Annotated in this window: 19 protein-coding genes; 6 read left to right on the plus strand and 13 right to left on the minus strand. The window is 50.5% G+C overall.

Annotation, left to right across the window (positions count from 1 at the left end):
* Window positions 1-80 precede the first annotated feature (80 nt).
* Window positions 81-992 carry a LysR family transcriptional regulator gene (locus AC6I8X_RS25005; RefSeq protein ID WP_313687876.1) on the minus strand — a complete coding sequence of 304 codons (912 nt, stop codon included), beginning with the start codon at window positions 990-992 and terminating at the stop codon, window positions 81-83.
* A 115-nt stretch (window positions 993-1,107) separates the two neighbouring features.
* On the opposite strand from AC6I8X_RS25005, the gene AC6I8X_RS25010 reads away from it, so the two are divergent.
* The gene (locus tag AC6I8X_RS25010; RefSeq protein WP_313687874.1) at window positions 1,108-1,551 is read left to right on the plus strand and encodes an ester cyclase; all 444 of its coding nucleotides are present in this window, start codon (window positions 1,108-1,110) and stop codon (window positions 1,549-1,551) included.
* A gap of 40 nt (window positions 1,552-1,591) precedes the next feature.
* Here the strand turns inward: AC6I8X_RS25010 and AC6I8X_RS25015 are convergent, their stop codons facing one another.
* Window positions 1,592-2,743, minus strand: a complete 1,152-nt coding sequence (locus AC6I8X_RS25015) for a glycosyltransferase (RefSeq protein WP_497841523.1) — start codon at window positions 2,741-2,743, stop codon at window positions 1,592-1,594.
* A 144-nt stretch (window positions 2,744-2,887) separates the two neighbouring features.
* Here AC6I8X_RS25015 and AC6I8X_RS25020 point away from each other — a divergent pair, with 144 nt between their 5' ends.
* Window positions 2,888-3,229 (plus strand): cupin domain-containing protein, encoded by a 342-nt coding sequence (locus AC6I8X_RS25020; RefSeq protein ID WP_497841524.1) that lies wholly within the window; start codon window positions 2,888-2,890, stop codon window positions 3,227-3,229.
* A gap of 71 nt (window positions 3,230-3,300) precedes the next feature.
* Here the strand turns inward: AC6I8X_RS25020 and AC6I8X_RS25025 are convergent, their stop codons facing one another.
* From AC6I8X_RS25025 to AC6I8X_RS25035, 3 genes are all read right to left on the minus strand, one after another.
* Entirely contained in the window at window positions 3,301-3,777 is a 477-nt protein-coding gene (locus AC6I8X_RS25025) for a GNAT family N-acetyltransferase (protein WP_497841694.1), read from the minus strand.
* A complete protein-coding gene (locus AC6I8X_RS25030) occupies window positions 3,737-4,300 on the minus strand; it encodes a UCP032817 domain-containing protein (protein ID WP_313687865.1) in 564 nt (187 codons plus the stop codon). The genes AC6I8X_RS25025 and AC6I8X_RS25030 overlap by 41 nt, the downstream gene beginning before the upstream one ends.
* A gap of 130 nt (window positions 4,301-4,430) precedes the next feature.
* On the minus strand, window positions 4,431-4,769 hold the full coding sequence (locus AC6I8X_RS25035) for a hypothetical protein (RefSeq protein ID WP_497841525.1): 339 nt from the start codon (window positions 4,767-4,769) through the stop codon (window positions 4,431-4,433).
* A gap of 88 nt (window positions 4,770-4,857) precedes the next feature.
* Between AC6I8X_RS25035 and AC6I8X_RS25040 the strand changes: the two genes are divergently transcribed.
* A complete protein-coding gene (locus AC6I8X_RS25040) occupies window positions 4,858-5,217 on the plus strand; it encodes a DUF6404 family protein (protein WP_497841526.1) in 360 nt (119 codons plus the stop codon).
* A 292-nt stretch (window positions 5,218-5,509) separates the two neighbouring features.
* Here AC6I8X_RS25040 and AC6I8X_RS25045 read toward each other — a convergent pair whose 3' ends face one another.
* The 6 genes from AC6I8X_RS25045 to AC6I8X_RS25070 form a co-directional block, all read right to left on the minus strand.
* Window positions 5,510-6,088, minus strand: a complete 579-nt coding sequence (locus AC6I8X_RS25045; protein WP_313687860.1) for a helix-turn-helix domain-containing protein — start codon at window positions 6,086-6,088, stop codon at window positions 5,510-5,512.
* A 112-nt stretch (window positions 6,089-6,200) separates the two neighbouring features.
* Entirely contained in the window at window positions 6,201-7,151 is a 951-nt protein-coding gene (locus AC6I8X_RS25050) for a PDR/VanB family oxidoreductase (RefSeq protein ID WP_313687858.1), read from the minus strand.
* Entirely contained in the window at window positions 7,152-7,664 is a 513-nt protein-coding gene (locus AC6I8X_RS25055) for an MOSC domain-containing protein (protein WP_310616460.1), read from the minus strand.
* Between the two features lie 13 nt (window positions 7,665-7,677).
* The gene (locus tag AC6I8X_RS25060) at window positions 7,678-8,985 is read right to left on the minus strand and encodes an MFS transporter (protein WP_313687855.1); all 1,308 of its coding nucleotides are present in this window, start codon (window positions 8,983-8,985) and stop codon (window positions 7,678-7,680) included.
* Window positions 8,986-9,271: 286 nt separating this feature from the next.
* On the minus strand, window positions 9,272-9,973 hold the full coding sequence (locus AC6I8X_RS25065) for an NADPH-dependent F420 reductase (RefSeq protein ID WP_313687853.1): 702 nt from the start codon (window positions 9,971-9,973) through the stop codon (window positions 9,272-9,274).
* An 84-nt stretch (window positions 9,974-10,057) separates the two neighbouring features.
* Entirely contained in the window at window positions 10,058-10,945 is an 888-nt protein-coding gene (locus AC6I8X_RS25070; protein WP_497841527.1) for a LysR family transcriptional regulator, read from the minus strand.
* Between the two features lie 116 nt (window positions 10,946-11,061).
* Here AC6I8X_RS25070 and AC6I8X_RS25075 point away from each other — a divergent pair, with 116 nt between their 5' ends.
* The gene (locus AC6I8X_RS25075) at window positions 11,062-11,988 is read left to right on the plus strand and encodes an alpha/beta hydrolase (RefSeq protein ID WP_497841528.1); all 927 of its coding nucleotides are present in this window, start codon (window positions 11,062-11,064) and stop codon (window positions 11,986-11,988) included.
* Window positions 11,989-12,140: 152 nt separating this feature from the next.
* Here the strand turns inward: AC6I8X_RS25075 and AC6I8X_RS25080 are convergent, their stop codons facing one another.
* Complete coding sequence (locus tag AC6I8X_RS25080; RefSeq protein WP_313685283.1) at window positions 12,141-12,401, minus strand: hypothetical protein; 261 nt, start codon at window positions 12,399-12,401, stop codon at window positions 12,141-12,143.
* 291 nt (window positions 12,402-12,692) lie between these two features.
* Between AC6I8X_RS25080 and AC6I8X_RS25085 the strand changes: the two genes are divergently transcribed.
* On the plus strand, window positions 12,693-13,535 hold the full coding sequence (locus AC6I8X_RS25085; RefSeq protein ID WP_497841529.1) for an ABC transporter substrate-binding protein: 843 nt from the start codon (window positions 12,693-12,695) through the stop codon (window positions 13,533-13,535).
* 102 nt (window positions 13,536-13,637) lie between these two features.
* Window positions 13,638-14,561, plus strand: a complete 924-nt coding sequence (locus AC6I8X_RS25090; protein WP_497841530.1) for an alpha/beta hydrolase — start codon at window positions 13,638-13,640, stop codon at window positions 14,559-14,561.
* A 17-nt stretch (window positions 14,562-14,578) separates the two neighbouring features.
* Here the strand turns inward: AC6I8X_RS25090 and flhA are convergent, their stop codons facing one another.
* Window positions 14,579-16,663 carry a formate hydrogenlyase transcriptional activator FlhA gene (gene flhA, locus AC6I8X_RS25095; protein WP_497841531.1) on the minus strand — a complete coding sequence of 695 codons (2,085 nt, stop codon included), beginning with the start codon at window positions 16,661-16,663 and terminating at the stop codon, window positions 14,579-14,581.
* Window positions 16,664-16,740: the final 77 nt, after the last annotated feature.

The raw sequence follows: 16,740 nt of genomic DNA on the forward strand, positions 1-16,740 counted from the left end.
TGCATCTTCGGAATATGAATCTGATATCACAGCTTGTTTAAGTTTATGTGAAGGGAGCTTGCTTCCGCCGCGGCGTGAACTTACATCAACTCTCTGGCTTGTTCACAAATCAGCTGCCTCAACCATTGTTGTGCTTTGCTGGCATCGGATCGCCGGTGCCAAAGCAAATCAAACTGGATCTGCGGCATCTCAAGTGGAGGATTGAACATCAATACGTTTTCATTTTTTTCGCTGGCTAATGCACTGCGTTTTAACACTGTCGCAATAAACTGCGTTTGCTGGATCACCCCGATGACGGCGAACATGGAAGGCAACGTCAGGCGCAGATCTCTGGTCAGTCCCATCGCCTTAAGGCGTTCATCTACCAGCCCATAATGATTTCCTTCGGGCGAGACCAGGATATGGCCCGTGCTCAAATACGACGCCAGCGTCATCCCCTCGCGTGCCGCTTCACTATCCCGCTGGACCAGGGTGACAAACTCATCACGAATTAATGGCAGCGACAATATTCTGTTTTCAGATCTCGTCGGCGCAATGCCGATCACCAGGTCAATTTTGCCACTATCCAGCAGGGCAACAGACTCATCCCGATCGATATATGACTGCACATGAATCGTCACCCCTGGCGCCTGCTGATTGACCGCTTTCATTATGCCGGGCAGTAACACCATCATCGGGTATTCCGACATTCCCAGCGTAAATGACATGCTTCTGTTGGCCGGAGAAAATTCATCCGGGGCCAGCAGATGAGTCAGTTCATCCAGCGCTTTAGACACATGCAAACCGATTTCTTTTGCCCGCGCGGTCGGTAACAGTCCTGAAGCGCTGCGAATAAAAAGCGGATCGGCAAAATGCGTACGTAAACGGGAAAGCGCGGCACTCATGGCAGGCTGGCTAACTGAAGCTTTGGTCGCAGCTCGGGTCACATTTTTCTCTTCCATCAACGCGGCAAAAGCCACCAGAAGATTCAGGTCAAGCCCCCTAAAATCCATAATTCGTATAATCCTCTATATCTGGTATTTATTTCAATTATAGCGGGTGCGGATGTGATACTGACTGCGAAGTACAGATTAATCATAAAAAATCATCAGCCAGAGGAATGAAGCAATGTCAGGTAATCACGAGACCGTAAATCGTCTTATGGCCGAACGTCAGGCCGTTGAAAAACTTTATCAGGCTTTCAGCCTCCAGAATCCTGATTTGGTTGATGAGGCGGTCACACCAGACTGGAATGATATTCCCCTGGCCCCCGGGCAAACTGCGGGTCCTGCAGGGCTGAAGCCTATCATCAGGGAGTTTATCCATGCTTTCCCGGATGTTCAGATCATCATTCACGATCTGATCCAGGTTCCCGGTCAGATTGCGGTACGGGCGGAAATTACCGGAACACATCAAGGGACGATCATGGGGATTGAAGCTACCGGAAAATCGGTCACTTTTCGGCTGCATGAGTTCCATCAGCTTAATGGCGAGCATATTACCACCACCTGGCATATGGAAGACTGGTTTGGGTTGTTTATGCAGTTAGGTCAGTTTCCGCCGCACCCATAGGAGAAGTCAAGCAGCGCGATAAAACGCGCTGCTTCATCGTTCAGATACTGGTGCGTCTGGATTTCGAGGTTGAAACCCATTTATATGACTCCGCTTTTGCATCAACCGCTTTTCGCCAGTCACATGAAAGTGGGTCAGTTGAAGCCGGGATATACTGCCCTTTCCCGTCATTAACCCTATAAAAAAGATCTCTTTCATTTTTGTAGTGCTTAAAATTAAAGTAATTTGCAGAGATGGGCGTCTTACGTTCATTATGGCCGAATATTTCATCACAATGAAATGGATCACTCTCTGGCCACCATACCTCTCTGAAGATGTCTATTCCTGTCAGTGCGACTGAACCATAAATTCTTCCTCTTTTAGTCGATCTCTTAATATCCCAGACATCTTCATTTTCGAATCTGTTTTTTTCATCTGTAAACAAGTTGTACTTACGATAGAAATCATCACTGGTCATCCTCGGCGTCGATTTATAATTTTTAGCGATATTCATCAATGTAGCGGCAATAGCCGGACTATTTTTAATCGCAGTGATAACAGCATTACCGCAAGCTAATATTCCACTTGTGGTTTTTTGTTGTGGATTATAAACCGGGCTGTTAAAATTTTTCGTCATGCTCACATCGATATCAAAGTAAGTTCCGCCATAATGGTATAAAGCCGCCAGACGGGTAACATCGGATGCCGCTGCCTGATTAGCAAAACTACCGTCATGTTCTCTCGCCCAGGCGGCATAAACCCCCGGTGGAAAAGCAGAGAAAAGTGGCCGTGTATCTTCTGTTTTCAGGAAGCGCACACCCTCTTTTATATCGCTAAAATTAAATGCCAGATAACGATATTTTGCATCATCACTATGTAGCATCTTCTCCAGAGTGCGCATAATCGTTCCTGGGCAGGTCGTCCAGATCTTAATCTCGAACTCAGGGTTAATCCTCCTGAAATTGAGGATATTAGCAAGATGAGCCTCCGGCACACTGTTTCCTTCCCAGACAAAGTGGACTATTTCAGGCACTTTTATCGTACAGTTCATTTTTTCACTAACTTCATCAGAAACATTCGAGCCTGGATGCGTTATTTCCGTATTATTTATCGAGACTACACTTTGCGGAATATGAAAAGATGAGTCCACACGGCATCGATTAGAAAGAGATAAGTTAGATGCAGACGAAATAGCGTTTGTGACAGAAAGCATATCCTCTCCTTAGATATGGATTATTATTCTTCATACTCGAATCACAACCCTTCCTGGCAGGGTTATTTTATTGCATAATAATGGCCAGAATCGTCTGTCACCATCACATATTACGATAATGACCTATAGACAAAGAGAGCTAATATGATTTCAAAGGATAATGCCGAACATTATATCTGGGGTGATGGATGCGATGGCTGGTACCTGCTTAAGCGGCAGGATATGCTGATTATTCACGAGAAAATGCCCGCCCATACTCAGGAAAAAAGGCATTATCATTCTGTTTCCAGACAGTTTTTCTTTGTGGTTAAAGGCATCCTGACCATGGAACTTGAGGGTAAAAAGCAGCAAATTTCTGCCCTGCAGGGCGTCGAAATTCCTCCCGAAGCAAAACATCAGGCCAGAAACGACTCTGATTCAGCGGTGGAATTTATTGTCATTTCACACCCCACAACACGTGGAGATCGTTCCGACTTGCCAGGATGATGAAAGTTCTGATCATAATGCCAGTGAGGCTACGCACGTCGCCTCACTGGCAACTTTTTCAACCAATATATTTAAAACCTGCAATACATAATATCCATCACTTCACCATTTTGCCGGATATATTCCCTATAGCTGGCAGCGAAATAATAACGATAGAGTTTTGCAACACGCGCATCGGTGACATAGCCCAGCAATCCAACAGAGTATTTTTGTGCCGGATAGTTTCTTTTCCACCATTTCATCAGGCTGATGCCTGTACAGGAGGATCCCGCCTGAGCACAAATGGGGCCAATTCTTAGCCAGTCTTCATCCTCGAGGTGTGCGTGGCTGACACCGACGTAACCCACGATACGATGCTTATCCAGAGCGATGGCCGAACGCTGCTCACTTAACTGCTGTGTAAGATTTTCCATCTCAACCGGAGGCAAGGAACCCCGGCTTTTCCCTGATTTCCCAGGCAAATCCATGCAGCAACTGTTAATCAGTTCATAAATATCAGTCACATCGTCAACTGTCGCCATGCGAAAAGACAGAGACTTGTTTTGCATTGACCGGGGCCTCCGTATCAGGCAAAGAAATACTGACTTCCCCTCCGGCGGCCAGAGTATTGACCTGGGCCAAACTTAATCCTTCAGCCTGCATCAGGAAGTTAACTATCACCCAATGCTGAGCCGCTTCCGCCGTAAAGTCGCCGAACATATGGTGATATTCAGTCAACCAAAGAACGAGTTCCTCTGCCATTAACTGACCCGATGTCTCGCTCATGTAATCATGGAAAGAACCACTCTGGTGATGAATAAAGTCCTTTCCTGGCAGAATACTACACAGCCCCGGATACAGACGTGTTTGCAGGATAAAAGCATGCCAGACGTTATCAACGTCCTGGCTCACCGGAACGAAGGCTTTTTTATTCATTGACGAACAAATCCATAAAAACTTCAGACATTCATCCATCAATTCATACCTGACTGTTTCTGTATAATCAGTGAGGAAGTTAAAAACGATATCGACATACTCTGGTGAAATTAAGCTCCGAATATCATTCGCACTCATCTTTGTTGTTTGTTCCATACCAGCCTCGGAGAATAACGATACCCATTCAGTTTATACTAAGCAGGAGAAAACCCGACCTGCCTTCATAAACTCCGATAATAAAGCCATCGTTGACAATGGCTTTATGAGCTCTGAATCCTGAACAGACTCAGGCATGACCTCCTGCAAAACAACGCGCCATACAACCCGCTGAAAGTGACTTAATTTTTTCCATAGCGTCTTTAGTTTGCAGCATTTTAATAAGAGATACAGTGTTTAAGCGGATGGTCATTTTAAATATCCTTGTATTCATCATGGTGCTTTTATCGTTTAGCCCACCACTGGAAGCTGTTTTCCAGCCAGGGTCGGCAACGAAGCATGCTAATTTCGGATTGCTCTGAGAAAAATAGTTAGCAACTAAAATCAGTGAATCTTCAGGAACCAGGGCGATTACCACACTCTCAGCGGGAGAGATGATTCCGGGACTCTGGCCGGTTATCACTGACATTTTCTGAGGCCATCTGCTTGTCCGCAATGAAACAATTGATCATCAGGATATGATCGATCTATAAAGGTATAAATAACGGAGGCTATTCATGGTAAAGGACGCAGAGTTCGTCAGGAAGAAAACAAGGGCCATTGAAATTATGGCGAGTAAAGGCATGTGGAGCAGCAACTATGCGCCTCCTTTGTACCGCCTTTTATGGAAACTGGGAGTGAACATTCCTCCACCACCTTTTACCCCTTTCCGGGCAAATATGTTCATCTTCTCGATGATATTCGGTCCAGCCTGGGGATTTATGATGTGGGTAATGTACTGGAAGAATACCGGTAACGGCTTGCTCTCCGTGTTATTAACCTCAACCTTTGCAGGGCTGCTTTTTGGTTTTTTCATGGCCATGTTTCACTACTGGCGAAAAGTGGTCAACAAACTGCCTGAATGGGAACAACTCTAAGGCTAATTTGCCGTCCACCGATATGATACTCAGTTAATTTTGTGCATTATTCTCAGGGAAAGAGCATCAATTTATGCATTTTCCGCGAGTGGACGTCACAGCTGTTCAGGTGCCCGCTTCTATGATCCTGATTTGAAAAAACGCATCAAAGTCTGCGAACCCGCCGGAGATTATTTCACCGATAGAACAATCCGGGTCACCGAGTGTTGCAACATGCTGAGCATGGTCGTTATTTATGCAAAGATCGCACCCATAGCGAATGAATCAACGCAGGGTACGCCGGATTTATCTCTCATCCCTGTTTCCCATCAATGACCAACAGAAATTCACAATCCGTGTCGGCTGGATTATAAAATCCATGCCGCACTTTTGCAGCGTAATACATGGAATCACCGGTATGAAGAAGATTGATCGTCTCACCCACCGTCACTTCAACACTTCCTGCCAGCACATAGATGTATTCTTCAACCGGCAAGTTATGCGCCACCAGTTCACCGGAACCGGAATACGCGCCGAGATTGACTTTCACAACATCGATTCCACGCCCAGGAAGAATGGGAGACAGGCAGGTGCGGGTAAAGCGATTTTGTTTATCTTCCAACACCGGCTGCTCGCCTGAACGAATGACAACGATATCTTCAGACGACTGCGACCCCATCAGTCCGGCAAAACTCAGGCCCAGTGCATTGACCAGACGTGAAAGCACGGTGGTGGATGGTGTTACCTCCCCCCGTTCCGTGCGAGAAATCATCGAAACGCTGACACCTGAAAGTTCAGATAACGCCTGCAATGACAGATTTAGCGCTTTACGCTGTTGCTTTAACTGGAAAGAAATTGTCTGGCGGGTACTCTCTTCAGAACGACTGTTCATAAGCTCTCTGGGTTGCGTCTGAGCTTCACCGGATAAAGCTCGTCTGGATGATGAGACGAGCAACTATAGCCTGGCGACGATGCAGAGGCGACCATAATCAGGTCATCGGGAACTATAAATCGAGCACCAGCTTTTCACTGTCGCATCCCGCCACACACAGGATTAACCTGCTCTTTCTTTCTTCTGCAGACAACACTTTATCGCGATGAACCGGCTTGCCATCACACCAGTTCACGCTACAGGCCCCGCATATGCCCCCTTCACAGGAGTGGTCGATATCAACGCCCGCTTCAAGCAACGCCTGAAGCGGTGTTTGCCCTCCGGCAACCGCCACCATTTTGCCACTACGCCGTAGTTCAAGGGTGAAAGGTGGCAACGATGCGTCATCAATGGTCACTCCGGAGAAGTGTTCCTGTTGCAGCTGTGCTGTTGGCCACGCTGCTCCGGCCTGGTTATAGGCAACCATCATCCGTTCCGGACCACAGCAATACAGACAGATGTCCTCGCTCAAGGCAGGCATGATCACTTCCACCGATGTCTTGACCCCGGCATTTCCCGATGAGGGATAGAGAAAAAGTCGGCCATGGTTCATCGCCTGCTGTACTTCCCTGAATAACGGCGGATTTCCGCGATAAAAATAATGCAGCTCATAATCAAGGCATTTTCTTTCCAGCTGATAAATAAACGCCAGCATCGGGGTGATACCAATTCCCCCGGCGATTAACAGATGCTTTTTCTTATCCTGATGGAGTTTCATGGTACTGCGCGGTAAAGAAACACCCACCCAATCCCCCATGCCAAGATGATGATGGATCCACGCCGAACCACCACGGCTGTTCGTTTCCCGTTTCACGGCTATCTGATAATGATAACGGTCGTCAGGATCGCTACACAGGGAATAGGCGCGCCTCATGCCATTGCCCAAAAAGAGAACCAGGTGCGCCCCTGCCTCAAAGGCCGGTAACTCCCAGCGATCGGGGTCGGACAGCGTCACCAGCAGCACGTCATCGCCCGTCATTTCCAGCCGGGTAACCACGGTAGTGACATTGATTATTGCCTTCATTTATCCAACCCGATGCGCTCTGATGATGTCATTAACATGAACATGCCCGCCTTTAATGATTTTGCAGTTCAACCCGGAGCGATTAATTAAAGGATCGAACACCGGCTTACCGGTGATTTCTTCCAGATGTTTACACGGCGTCGATAAGCGTGTGGCTTCGAGCAGAGTCTCACCCACCCAAAACTGCCGCCCCACCAAATGGTTAAGCGGAACACCGCGCACAGTAATATTTCTTCTATGCTCCTCCGGTGCAAAATCGATACCGTGGTCGCGTTTTAATGCCTCCAGCGTCTCAATCTCAAATAGAGTGACCTGCCGCCCCTCTTCCGGCTTATGTGAATAAAATCCACCACTCAGGCAGTAGCGGTCGCCCTCAATCCCCTGTCCTTCAATCAGGGTCAGCGTTGGCACTGAACGCATCGGCAGAAAGGCGCGGGGGCATAAGTGCAGAAACTCAACCTGGCCAGTAAAGTCGGCAGGTGTGACTGACGCCATACTCTCGATAGAACTCATGCTGTCTCTCCCGTTATAAATCTGTTGTTGAGGTTTCTCTGGCATACCAAGTCGCGACTAACGTCATGCAGGCAATGACGATCAGCATGATCGACACGCCCCAGGTCGCCCCATTGGCCCAGACCAGCAGCGCTGCCGCTGCCACCGGCACCACGCCGCCACCCAGCGCACCGCCGATCTGCATCCCCATTGAGGCACCGGTGTAACGCAGGTGGGTTGGGAACAGCTCGCACATCCAGGCGGCTTCCGGGCCAAACATAATGCCCTGACCCAGGCTGACGGCGATGGCAACCGTAATGGCAATAATGGTCGGGTCCCGGGTATCGAACAGCATAAACAGCGGAAAGGCAGCGATGATGGCAAACAGGCAACCCGCGTAGAACAGCGGCTTACGCCCGAAGCGGTCAGATAAATAACCGGCAAGAGGAATCGTGATCAGCTCCAGTGCCGCTGCACAAATCAGGCCATTGAGGATCACCGTTTTCGGCAAACCAAGGTGCTGCGTAACGTAACTGACGCCAAACACGGTGATGGTCACCACCCAGGCGATTTCAGAGAGTTTTAAGCCAATCGCGGTAAAAAAGGTCTGCTTATGATGGCGGAGGACATCGATAAACGGGATCGAAGGGGCTGGCTCCGCTTGCTGAGTTTCCTGAAATATCGGGCTTTCATGGACATATAAGCGAATCAGCGCACCGATAAAAACCAGCACGATGCTGACCAGAAAAGGAATACGCCAGCCCCAGCTCAGGAAACTTTCCTGCGGCAGCAGGGTGATCAATGCGAACGCCCCGGTAGAAAGCAGGACACCCAGTGGATATCCCAGCTGGATTAAGCTGCCGATCAGTCCACGGCGGTGCTTTGGTGCATGTTCGACCGCCAGAGCCACTGAACCACCCCATTCCCCCCCGATACCCAGCCCCTGCACAAAACGTAACGTTACCAGCAGCAGCGGTGCCCACAGGCCAATCTGTTGATACGTCGGCAGACAACCAATTAAAAACGTGCCTAACCCCATGATCAGCAACGTTAACGTTAGCATTGCTTTCCTGCCAAACCTGTCCCCAAAATGACCGAAGATCACGCCACCCAGCGGGCGGGAAAAGTAGCCTACCGCGTAGGTTCCTAACGACAAAATGACACCAATTGCCGGATCGACGGCGGGGAAGAAAAGATGATTGAACACCATCGCCGCAGCCGTTCCATAAATCACAAAGTCATACCACTCAATGATCGAGCCAATCACGCTGGCATACAGCACGCGTTTCATCTGCGGGCTGAACAATGCCTCAGGCTCGGCGGACGTCATAATATTAACCATAACAGCCTCATTTTGCATATAGGATAATTATTTCCACTATGTGCAAAGCTAAAGTTGTGCCAGGTTTCTGACCTGAGACGATCATTTTTTAACCGATTGATTGTTATGTCTTTTAAGGAGAAAACATCCAACAGCAAAGGAAAAATCGTTATATAAACAAATACATAATGACCTTGTATTGCACCAGGCTGGTTACGATGTGCTTCAGGTTTGTGCACGAATTGATCGGGTCAGACAAGGAAAAAACCTGCCGGACGTTGATGCCGGCAGGTCAGTGCAGCGGTATTTACTGATGGATCGCATGTCTGACTTCATCAGCCGTCAGCGTCTGTAAAAACAGATCGCTGCCGGGCTGAAACAAGGTCGCGGTTGCCAGGTTGCCGGTCACCACCGGGGCGAAACCCGCGGCCTGTGTCAGTTGTGCTACCGTATCCAGCGCGTTCTTATCGTCACCGGCCAGCGGCACAGCGAGCGCCTCGCCTGTGCGATGTGCATCGGCGGCCAGGCTGGCAGCCGCCAGCGAATTGAATCCCCGCACCACCCTTGAACCGCTGAAGAGACGGGCACTGTAGACACCACTACCGGCCTGTAACGCCTGAGTGGCCACTTCACCATCCCTTTGCGGATAAGGATTGGCGACATCCAGCACCACTTTTCCCTGCAAAGGCTCAGCCAGACTTTTTGCCAGCGCCGGTAAGGCACCATAAGGCACCGCCATCACCACCACGTCACCGAATTTCGCCGCCTGTAACGGGGTACCTGCCTGGGCATGCGATCCCAGCGAACTGACCAGCGACTGCAACTCCTGAGGGTGGCGAGAGGCAAAAAACACTGAGTAACCGGCCTTTACCCACAGCCGCCCCAGCGTTCCCCCCATATCACCCGCACCAATAATCCCGATGCGCGGCAGGGGCGCAGCCAAAACACTGGCGCTGCCCGCCAGCATCAGTAAAAAAGAACCAACCAGAATCTTCGCGAAGCGTGACATAGTGAATTCCTTAATGTGATGGACATCACAAAGTATACATAGAAATCCAGGTATCAACGCAACGCCCGTCAAACCAGGAAACACTCAGGATGGAAAGTGCATCACCAACATATCAATGAATTGCCGAACTTTTGCCGCCAGATGTTTGCGATGCGGGTATACCGCATTAATGGCGATGTCCCTGCCTGCCCAGGCGGGGAATAACCTGACTAAACGCTGATGATGCACATCGTCAGCCGCCAGAAATGAGGGCATCAGGGCGATCCCCATGCCCGCCACAGCAGCATCTTTTATCGCTTCCCCACTGTCGAAGCGCAGACGGCGATTGCCAACTATGGCAATCTCAGCACCCGCCTGCTCCGCCAGTTGCCAGACGCCTGAGTCAGACTGAAGGCCATATATCAGCCTCTGATGGGACCCAATTTCATGAATATTTTCTGGTGTCCCATGCTGTTGCAGATAAGCAGGTGACGCGTATATACAATGCTGGCAGTGGGTAATGCGGCGGGCAACCATTAATGAATCGACGGGTAGATCACCCATTCTGATACCCAGGTCGAAACCCTCTTCAACTAAGTCGATAATCCGGTCAGTAAAACTGATTTCAATTTCCAGTTCAGGCCATTTTTTCAGGAATTCATTCAGCAGCGGCAAAATCACGATGCGGCCAAACGCTGAGGTTACTGTGAGACGCAAAGTCCCTTTCGGTTCGGGATTATCCTGCCTGACGCTGCTTTCAGCTTCATCAATATCCGCCAGGATCTGCACGCATCGTTCGTAAAAACATTGTCCATCGGTGGTCAGTGACAAAGTACGGGTCGAGCGATGCAGCAAACGCGTGCCCAGATGCGTTTCCAGCCGGGACAGCGCCTTGCCCGCAGCTGACCGTGTCAAGCCCAACGCTTTCGCAGCCGCGACAAAACTTCCCATTTCGACGATCGCCACGAAGGTGCGCATGGTCCTGAGCTCCATGCCAGCACCAGCATGCGGCTCAGTGTTGAATATACGGATACCCATTGTAGAAACTTATTCCCTGACTGTTTGGTTAAATTACTTATGGAGAAAATTATTCACCAGGAGAGCGAGCAATGTTACCTGTTAATGCGCAAAAAGCGTTAGATGGCTGGAAAGAGGCAGCGATGCCGGTATTACTTAAAATACAGGGAGCCAGTGATCAAAGCTGGCCAGAGGCGCGCGACAGCTATGTTACGGCGCTAGACCGCCTTTTCCCCGCACCGGAAGGCGTGACTTTTAGCCAGGCGGATTTAGGCGGCGTTGCAACCATGGTGGTCACGCCGGATAACGTGATTGAAGGCCGGACCCTGTTTTATATCCATGGCGGTGGCTATGTTCATGGCGGAATAAAAGCCTACCGAGGTCTGGCCGGGAACTATGCCAGACAGCTGCGGGCGCGGGTTTACGTCCCGGATTACCGCCAGGCACCAGAATATCCCTTCCCGACCCCGATTGAAGATACCTTCACGGCTTGGTGTGCATTGCTGGCAAACGGGGTGGATGCCAAATCGCTGGCGATTTCCGGCGATTCGGCAGGGGGTGCCATGCTGGTTACCATCATGCGCAAAGCACGCGATGCGCAGATCCCGTTGCCTGCCGCCGCCGTAGCTATTTCTCCCTGGGCTGATCTGACTCACAGTGGAGCATCAGCGCGCGTCAGAAATGGGCTCGATCCCTTATGCAGCACAGAATTTCTAAACCAGCTGGCAGGTATTTTTCTGGCGGGAGAATTACCCACCCATCCTGATGCCTCACCGATTTTTGCCGATGTCAGGGATCTGCCCCCGACGCTCATCCAGATAGGTGAAAATGAAGTGATGCTGAGTGGAGCAATCCGACTCGCCGCGCATCTTGGCGAAAATCGGGTCCGCAGTTCGCTTGAGGTCTGGTCCGGGATGTTCCATGTGTGGCATTTGTTTGCCGGATTGCTTCCCGAAGCCGACCAGGCATTACGCAATGCGGTGAGATTCCTCGATGATGCGTTAATACCCGTCACTTGATCATGGTCTGTAACGGCGCGATTTATCGCGCTGTTTTTTATCTGCTTAAACCCGCGCAATAAATTGTGCCGCTACAGAATGTGCCCGATTTCCCGGATGCTAATAAATGCAACCCGGCTGGATATATTGAATAACAAGCAAACGGTTTTTCATCACTCTTCCTCAATAAGTTCCCTGCCAGTCGCCGTCAGTCTGACTTCGTAATAACGCGACTTGTCGGTGGGATGAGTAATAAATTCAATCAGACCTGCCCGCATTAGCGGTGCCAGGCTACGACAGGTAATATCTTTTCTGTTGCAGGCCGAAATATCCCTTCTCATTTCCAGTCCTATCGCTCTATCGCCACGCAACTTGTGTTTCGTTCCGTTCTGTATACGACGTAAAGTAATAAGCTGCACTTCTGATAACGCCATTACCCCCTCCCGAGGTGAATAGTTAGATGCCGTTTTACGGATTTCCCCATTAATCCAGATCGTTCAGGATCTGGCTTCCATTAACTATTAAGGGTTACACATCCCGGTCATTATATCGAAAAGATTTCGTAAAGAAATTGTAAGCATGAATTAAATAAGGAGGAGGACAAATTCATTGGTCACTGAGCTTAATTTGATTTTTTCTATCAAAATCATAGATAAAAGTCCATTGACCGGGATAGCCGGAACCTTTAGTGTCAGGATTCAAAATTACACCAGCCCGAGACAGAAATGACGAATTCTTTTCCATACCAAATTTCACACGAATATGGCGAAACTTTTTTAACCAGTAAGCCCGTTCGCGTTGCCACCATTTCGACTGGGCAGACTGATAGTTGCGTCACTCTGGGGATCATCCCTGTAGGCACCACACAAGGCCATGGTACGGGAGTATTTGAACCCTATTTATCGCTTTATTATCCCCAGTACGCGCGTGGCTTAGGGACAATGCGCGACCTCGGTGAGCGTAAAAATCCCGATATTGAAGCAATAAAATCCGTGCAACCGGATCTTATCCTGCTGAACTCCGCCGGATTACAGCAGCCCGAGATTCTCACCGCCCTGCAAGCCATCGCCCCTGCGGTGGTGACAAAAGGCCGCGGCACCAACTGGCGCAGCGATTTTATTAAAGTGGCGGAAGCGTTGGGTCGTCTGCCGCAGGCCGACAGCTGGTTGCAATCCTGGGATCACGATTGCCTGCATACCCGCCCGGCAGCCACCTCCATCGCCTTTATTCAGTCCAATGGTATGCGGGTAAAACTCATGGGCCGCAACTCGTTCGCCGGTTTAATCGCGAATGACTTAGGACTGAACTGGGGGGGCGGGGAAGATTTTGCTAACGTTTCCCGCGTGATTGAGCCGCAAGACCTGGCAGGTATTGATGCCGACTGGATTATCTTTGGCGGTCAGAAAAACGGTTCCAGCCTGATCCGTTCCATGGCTGGCTGGGAGAATCTGCGCGCGGTGCAGGCGGGCCAGGCTGTAGAAGTTGACTACCAACCTTACTTTAATAACGCTGGACCCACGGCAGCACGCATCATCCTGAACCAGTTGAAAGCGATTATCGGCGGATGAGTTGTTTCAATTTGCCGTGATTTTGTTGAAATTGAGAACCATTATCATTAAATTGTTTTACTTTCTGATCATCTTCACATTGGATAAGTGATTAATACCACGATGAAAAGTAAGTCTGACCATTCTCAATTGTCCTCGCTGGTCAAAGGGAGTTTGTGCACCTGTTTCATGCTGCTAATCAGCGTCGGGACGGGTTACGCCCGCCCCGATATGACCGCGCTGGGGCCAAATATTGCCGATAAAGGGTCCGCTTTTTACCATTTCTCGGTGCGTACCTTTGATTCTGCCGACGACCAGCGGCACTACAAAGTTTGGACCGGAATCCCCAATAAAAGCCCGCCGAAAACGGGCTATCCCGTACTGTATATGCTGGATGGCAATGCGGTAATGGACCGGTTATCCGACAGCCTGCTGGAAAAAGCAGCAGAGGGATCCCCGCCGGTGCTGGTGGTCATCGGTTACCAGACCACCTTGCCGTTTGATCTCAATGCGAGGGCTTACGACTACACGCCAGCGGTAACCAATAATAACGGTGAACCGCGGCAGGATGCTCATGGCCGAAACGGTGGCGGCAGTCCTGCCTTCCGCCATTTGCTGGAGGCGACCATCGCGCCTCAAGCCGAGCAGAATCTGCCCATCAACCCGTTAAAACGCGGCATCTGGGGCCATTCCTATGGCGGGTTATTTGTACTGGATACGTATCTCTCCTCGCCATTTTTCACATTCTATTATTCAGCCAGCCCTTCGCTGGGGCGGGATAATTTCCAGCTGCTTAATGAGATGACATCCGTCAGCAAGGACCGCTTCAGCCATAAACAGCTGGTACTGATGGAAGGCAACGGTGACAGCAGACAGGATCCCAACACCGGCCCATCGAATGTACTGCGTGCTGTGCGGGATACCGTATCCAGCCTGCGCGCCAGCGGCGTGACAGCGAGCTGGGCGCTGTTTCCCGGGCTGACACATGGCGCGATGTTCACGCCATCGTTTCAGTCAGCACTGTTACGCCTGTCTGAGGCGCCCTGAGAGGCGTATTGGGACAGTTAAAAAACCTCCTTATTAATCCCTAGCCGCTTCATCCGTGATAGCAGCGTGGTGCGCTTAATGCCCAGGCGTTGAGCCGCACCACGAGGGCCTGCCACCACGCCGTTAGTTTCTTTCAGCACCCGCATAATCAGCTGATACTCATCCTCCCCAGCGTGGTCTTCTGCAGCGGGTGTGACAGGCTCGCTGCTTTCCGCCCGTGGACGATAATCAATGTCCGGTAGTGAAAGATGCAGCACATTGCCTCGCGTCAGCAGCACCGCCCGTTCGATCACATTTTCCAGCTCGCGCACATTACCGGGCCAGTCCATGCGCCGCAGGGTACGCAGGGTCTCAGCCGGAATGCTGTCGATATTACGATTCATGCGACGGGCAATTTTAAAGGTCAGGGATTTCACCAGCAGCGGGATGTCCTCCGGACGTTCACGCAACGGTGGCAGCCGGATGGGAAAGACGTTGAGTCGATAATAAAGGTCATTACGAAACTCACGCTCAGACACCATTTGCTTCAAATCGCGGTTAGTGGCGGCGATCAGGCGCACATCGACTGTCAGTAATTTGTTGCTACCGAGACGCTCAAACTCCTTTTCCTGCAATACACGCAACAGTTTGGGTTGTAATTCCAGCGGCATATCGCCCACTTCATCAAGAAACAGTGAGCTTTTATCCGCCAGTTCAAAGCGGCCAATGCGCTGGGTATTGGCACCGGTAAAAGCGCCGCGTTCGTGGCCGAACAAATCACTTTCCAGCAGCCCGGCGGGCATGGCGGCGCAGTTCATTTTCACCATGCGGTGCCGGTTGCGTTCACTCTGATTATGGATAGCGCGCGCAATCAGTTCCTTACCGGTCCCGGTCTCGCCGAGGATCAGTACCGTACTGTCGCTACGGGCCACCATTTCCACCTGCTTCAGCACATGGGTCATCACATCGCTGCGACCAATAATTTCTCCGGACTCACCCGCTACATTGTCGATCTGTTCGGTGATATACAGGTCACGGCCCACCAGATTTTCTTTCAGCCGCTTGATTTCCTGCCAGGCCAGCGCGTTATCCAGCGCGATGGCAATACGCTCAGCAATCTGTTGCAGCAACTGCAAATTGGCCGGTGTAAAGCCCCCTTCCCGACGTTGCGCCAGCTTCATCACACCCAGCATGTTATCGCCAAATTTTAACGGCAGCAGGCAGAGCGTCCGAATCTGGTTGTGCCAGAGATCCTGAAGCAGGTGCTCAAACGAAGCGGCCTGTTCATCGTTGTAAAGGTTAAGCAGCAGCATCTCACCGCTGTTAAACACCTTCTCCGAAAGCGTCCCGGCTTCTGCCACTTCGCTTTGATCGTGAATCGGCGACGCTTCATCAACAAAATGGGTTGAATGTATCGTCAGCCACGCTTTACGGCTGCTGCGCACCACAATCCCGACGGAATCGATGCCGAAGTGGTTGTGGATCTCGCGGGCGATTTCGCTAATTACCTCGTCAAGATCAAGCCTCGACAACACAGCGTTGGTCACTGCCACCAGTGTGCGAAAGGCATCCCGTTCACGACTGAGTTGCAGCCGGTCATCATGGGTATCCTGCAGGCTCTGAATTTGCTGTACCACCAATCCGACCACCTGGGCCAGGGTATGCAGACGGGCCAGCTCTTTCTCACTCCAGCCAGTATCGTTATCGCGAATAAATTCACAGCCGCCAAAAATATGCCCATCAGCCGCCAGTGGCAGCAGACAATAACGGCCAAAGCCATTGTAAGAATCAAGCCTGGCGACCTGGGGCCAGGTATCGCTAAACTCCGGCCAGGTGCACATCAGCGCCTCTGGCCGGGAAAGCAGACGCCGGACCGGACCCTGGGTCAGCTCCCTGATATCTTCGTGCTGCTGCTGTCTGCCGGCTTTATCCATGCCATAAAAACTCACCTGTTGATGCTGCGCATCAAAAAGCAACATATTCACGCGATCGGCTAGTGCCGCCTGTTTAACCAGCTTAGTGAGGCGGCTGATCAGCGCGCCAGGATCCGGCTGTTGTAACAGCGTATGGGTGATCTCAAACAACCCTTGCTGTCCGAGATCGCTCATCGGGGTGTATGTCATTGTTGTCGTCCATTGAAAACCACCAGCAAAACTACGGGGCGGGGATATCGTCCACTATTTATCAAAATCAAAGTTTA

Source organism: Pantoea sp. X-Soil-TKNS-1280, from assembly GCF_059730475.1.

What these genes read in the sequence shown, in the direction of transcription:
- AC6I8X_RS25005 (WP_313687876.1), bottom strand. Translation starts at nt 992, where the DNA reads ATGGATTTTAGGGGGCTTGACCTGAATCTTCTGGTGGCTTTTGCCGCG.
- AC6I8X_RS25010 (WP_313687874.1), top strand. Translation starts at nt 1,108, where the DNA reads ATGTCAGGTAATCACGAGACCGTAAATCGTCTTATGGCCGAACGTCAG.
- AC6I8X_RS25015 (WP_497841523.1), bottom strand. Translation starts at nt 2,743, where the DNA reads ATGCTTTCTGTCACAAACGCTATTTCGTCTGCATCTAACTTATCTCTT.
- AC6I8X_RS25020 (WP_497841524.1), top strand. Translation starts at nt 2,888, where the DNA reads ATGATTTCAAAGGATAATGCCGAACATTATATCTGGGGTGATGGATGC.
- AC6I8X_RS25025 (WP_497841694.1), bottom strand. Translation starts at nt 3,777, where the DNA reads ATGCAAAACAAGTCTCTGTCTTTTCGCATGGCGACAGTTGACGATGTG.
- AC6I8X_RS25030 (WP_313687865.1), bottom strand. Translation starts at nt 4,300, where the DNA reads ATGGAACAAACAACAAAGATGAGTGCGAATGATATTCGGAGCTTAATT.
- AC6I8X_RS25035 (WP_497841525.1), bottom strand. Translation starts at nt 4,769, where the DNA reads ATGTCAGTGATAACCGGCCAGAGTCCCGGAATCATCTCTCCCGCTGAG.
- AC6I8X_RS25040 (WP_497841526.1), top strand. Translation starts at nt 4,858, where the DNA reads ATGGTAAAGGACGCAGAGTTCGTCAGGAAGAAAACAAGGGCCATTGAA.
- AC6I8X_RS25045 (WP_313687860.1), bottom strand. Translation starts at nt 6,088, where the DNA reads ATGAACAGTCGTTCTGAAGAGAGTACCCGCCAGACAATTTCTTTCCAG.
- AC6I8X_RS25050 (WP_313687858.1), bottom strand. Translation starts at nt 7,151, where the DNA reads ATGAAGGCAATAATCAATGTCACTACCGTGGTTACCCGGCTGGAAATG.
- AC6I8X_RS25055 (WP_310616460.1), bottom strand. Translation starts at nt 7,664, where the DNA reads ATGAGTTCTATCGAGAGTATGGCGTCAGTCACACCTGCCGACTTTACT.
- AC6I8X_RS25060 (WP_313687855.1), bottom strand. Translation starts at nt 8,985, where the DNA reads ATGGTTAATATTATGACGTCCGCCGAGCCTGAGGCATTGTTCAGCCCG.
- AC6I8X_RS25065 (WP_313687853.1), bottom strand. Translation starts at nt 9,973, where the DNA reads ATGTCACGCTTCGCGAAGATTCTGGTTGGTTCTTTTTTACTGATGCTG.
- AC6I8X_RS25070 (WP_497841527.1), bottom strand. Translation starts at nt 10,945, where the DNA reads ATGGAGCTCAGGACCATGCGCACCTTCGTGGCGATCGTCGAAATGGGA.
- AC6I8X_RS25075 (WP_497841528.1), top strand. Translation starts at nt 11,062, where the DNA reads ATGTTACCTGTTAATGCGCAAAAAGCGTTAGATGGCTGGAAAGAGGCA.
- AC6I8X_RS25080 (WP_313685283.1), bottom strand. Translation starts at nt 12,401, where the DNA reads ATGGCGTTATCAGAAGTGCAGCTTATTACTTTACGTCGTATACAGAAC.
- AC6I8X_RS25085 (WP_497841529.1), top strand. Translation starts at nt 12,693, where the DNA reads ATGACGAATTCTTTTCCATACCAAATTTCACACGAATATGGCGAAACT.
- AC6I8X_RS25090 (WP_497841530.1), top strand. Translation starts at nt 13,638, where the DNA reads ATGAAAAGTAAGTCTGACCATTCTCAATTGTCCTCGCTGGTCAAAGGG.
- flhA (WP_497841531.1), bottom strand. Translation starts at nt 16,663, where the DNA reads ATGACATACACCCCGATGAGCGATCTCGGACAGCAAGGGTTGTTTGAG.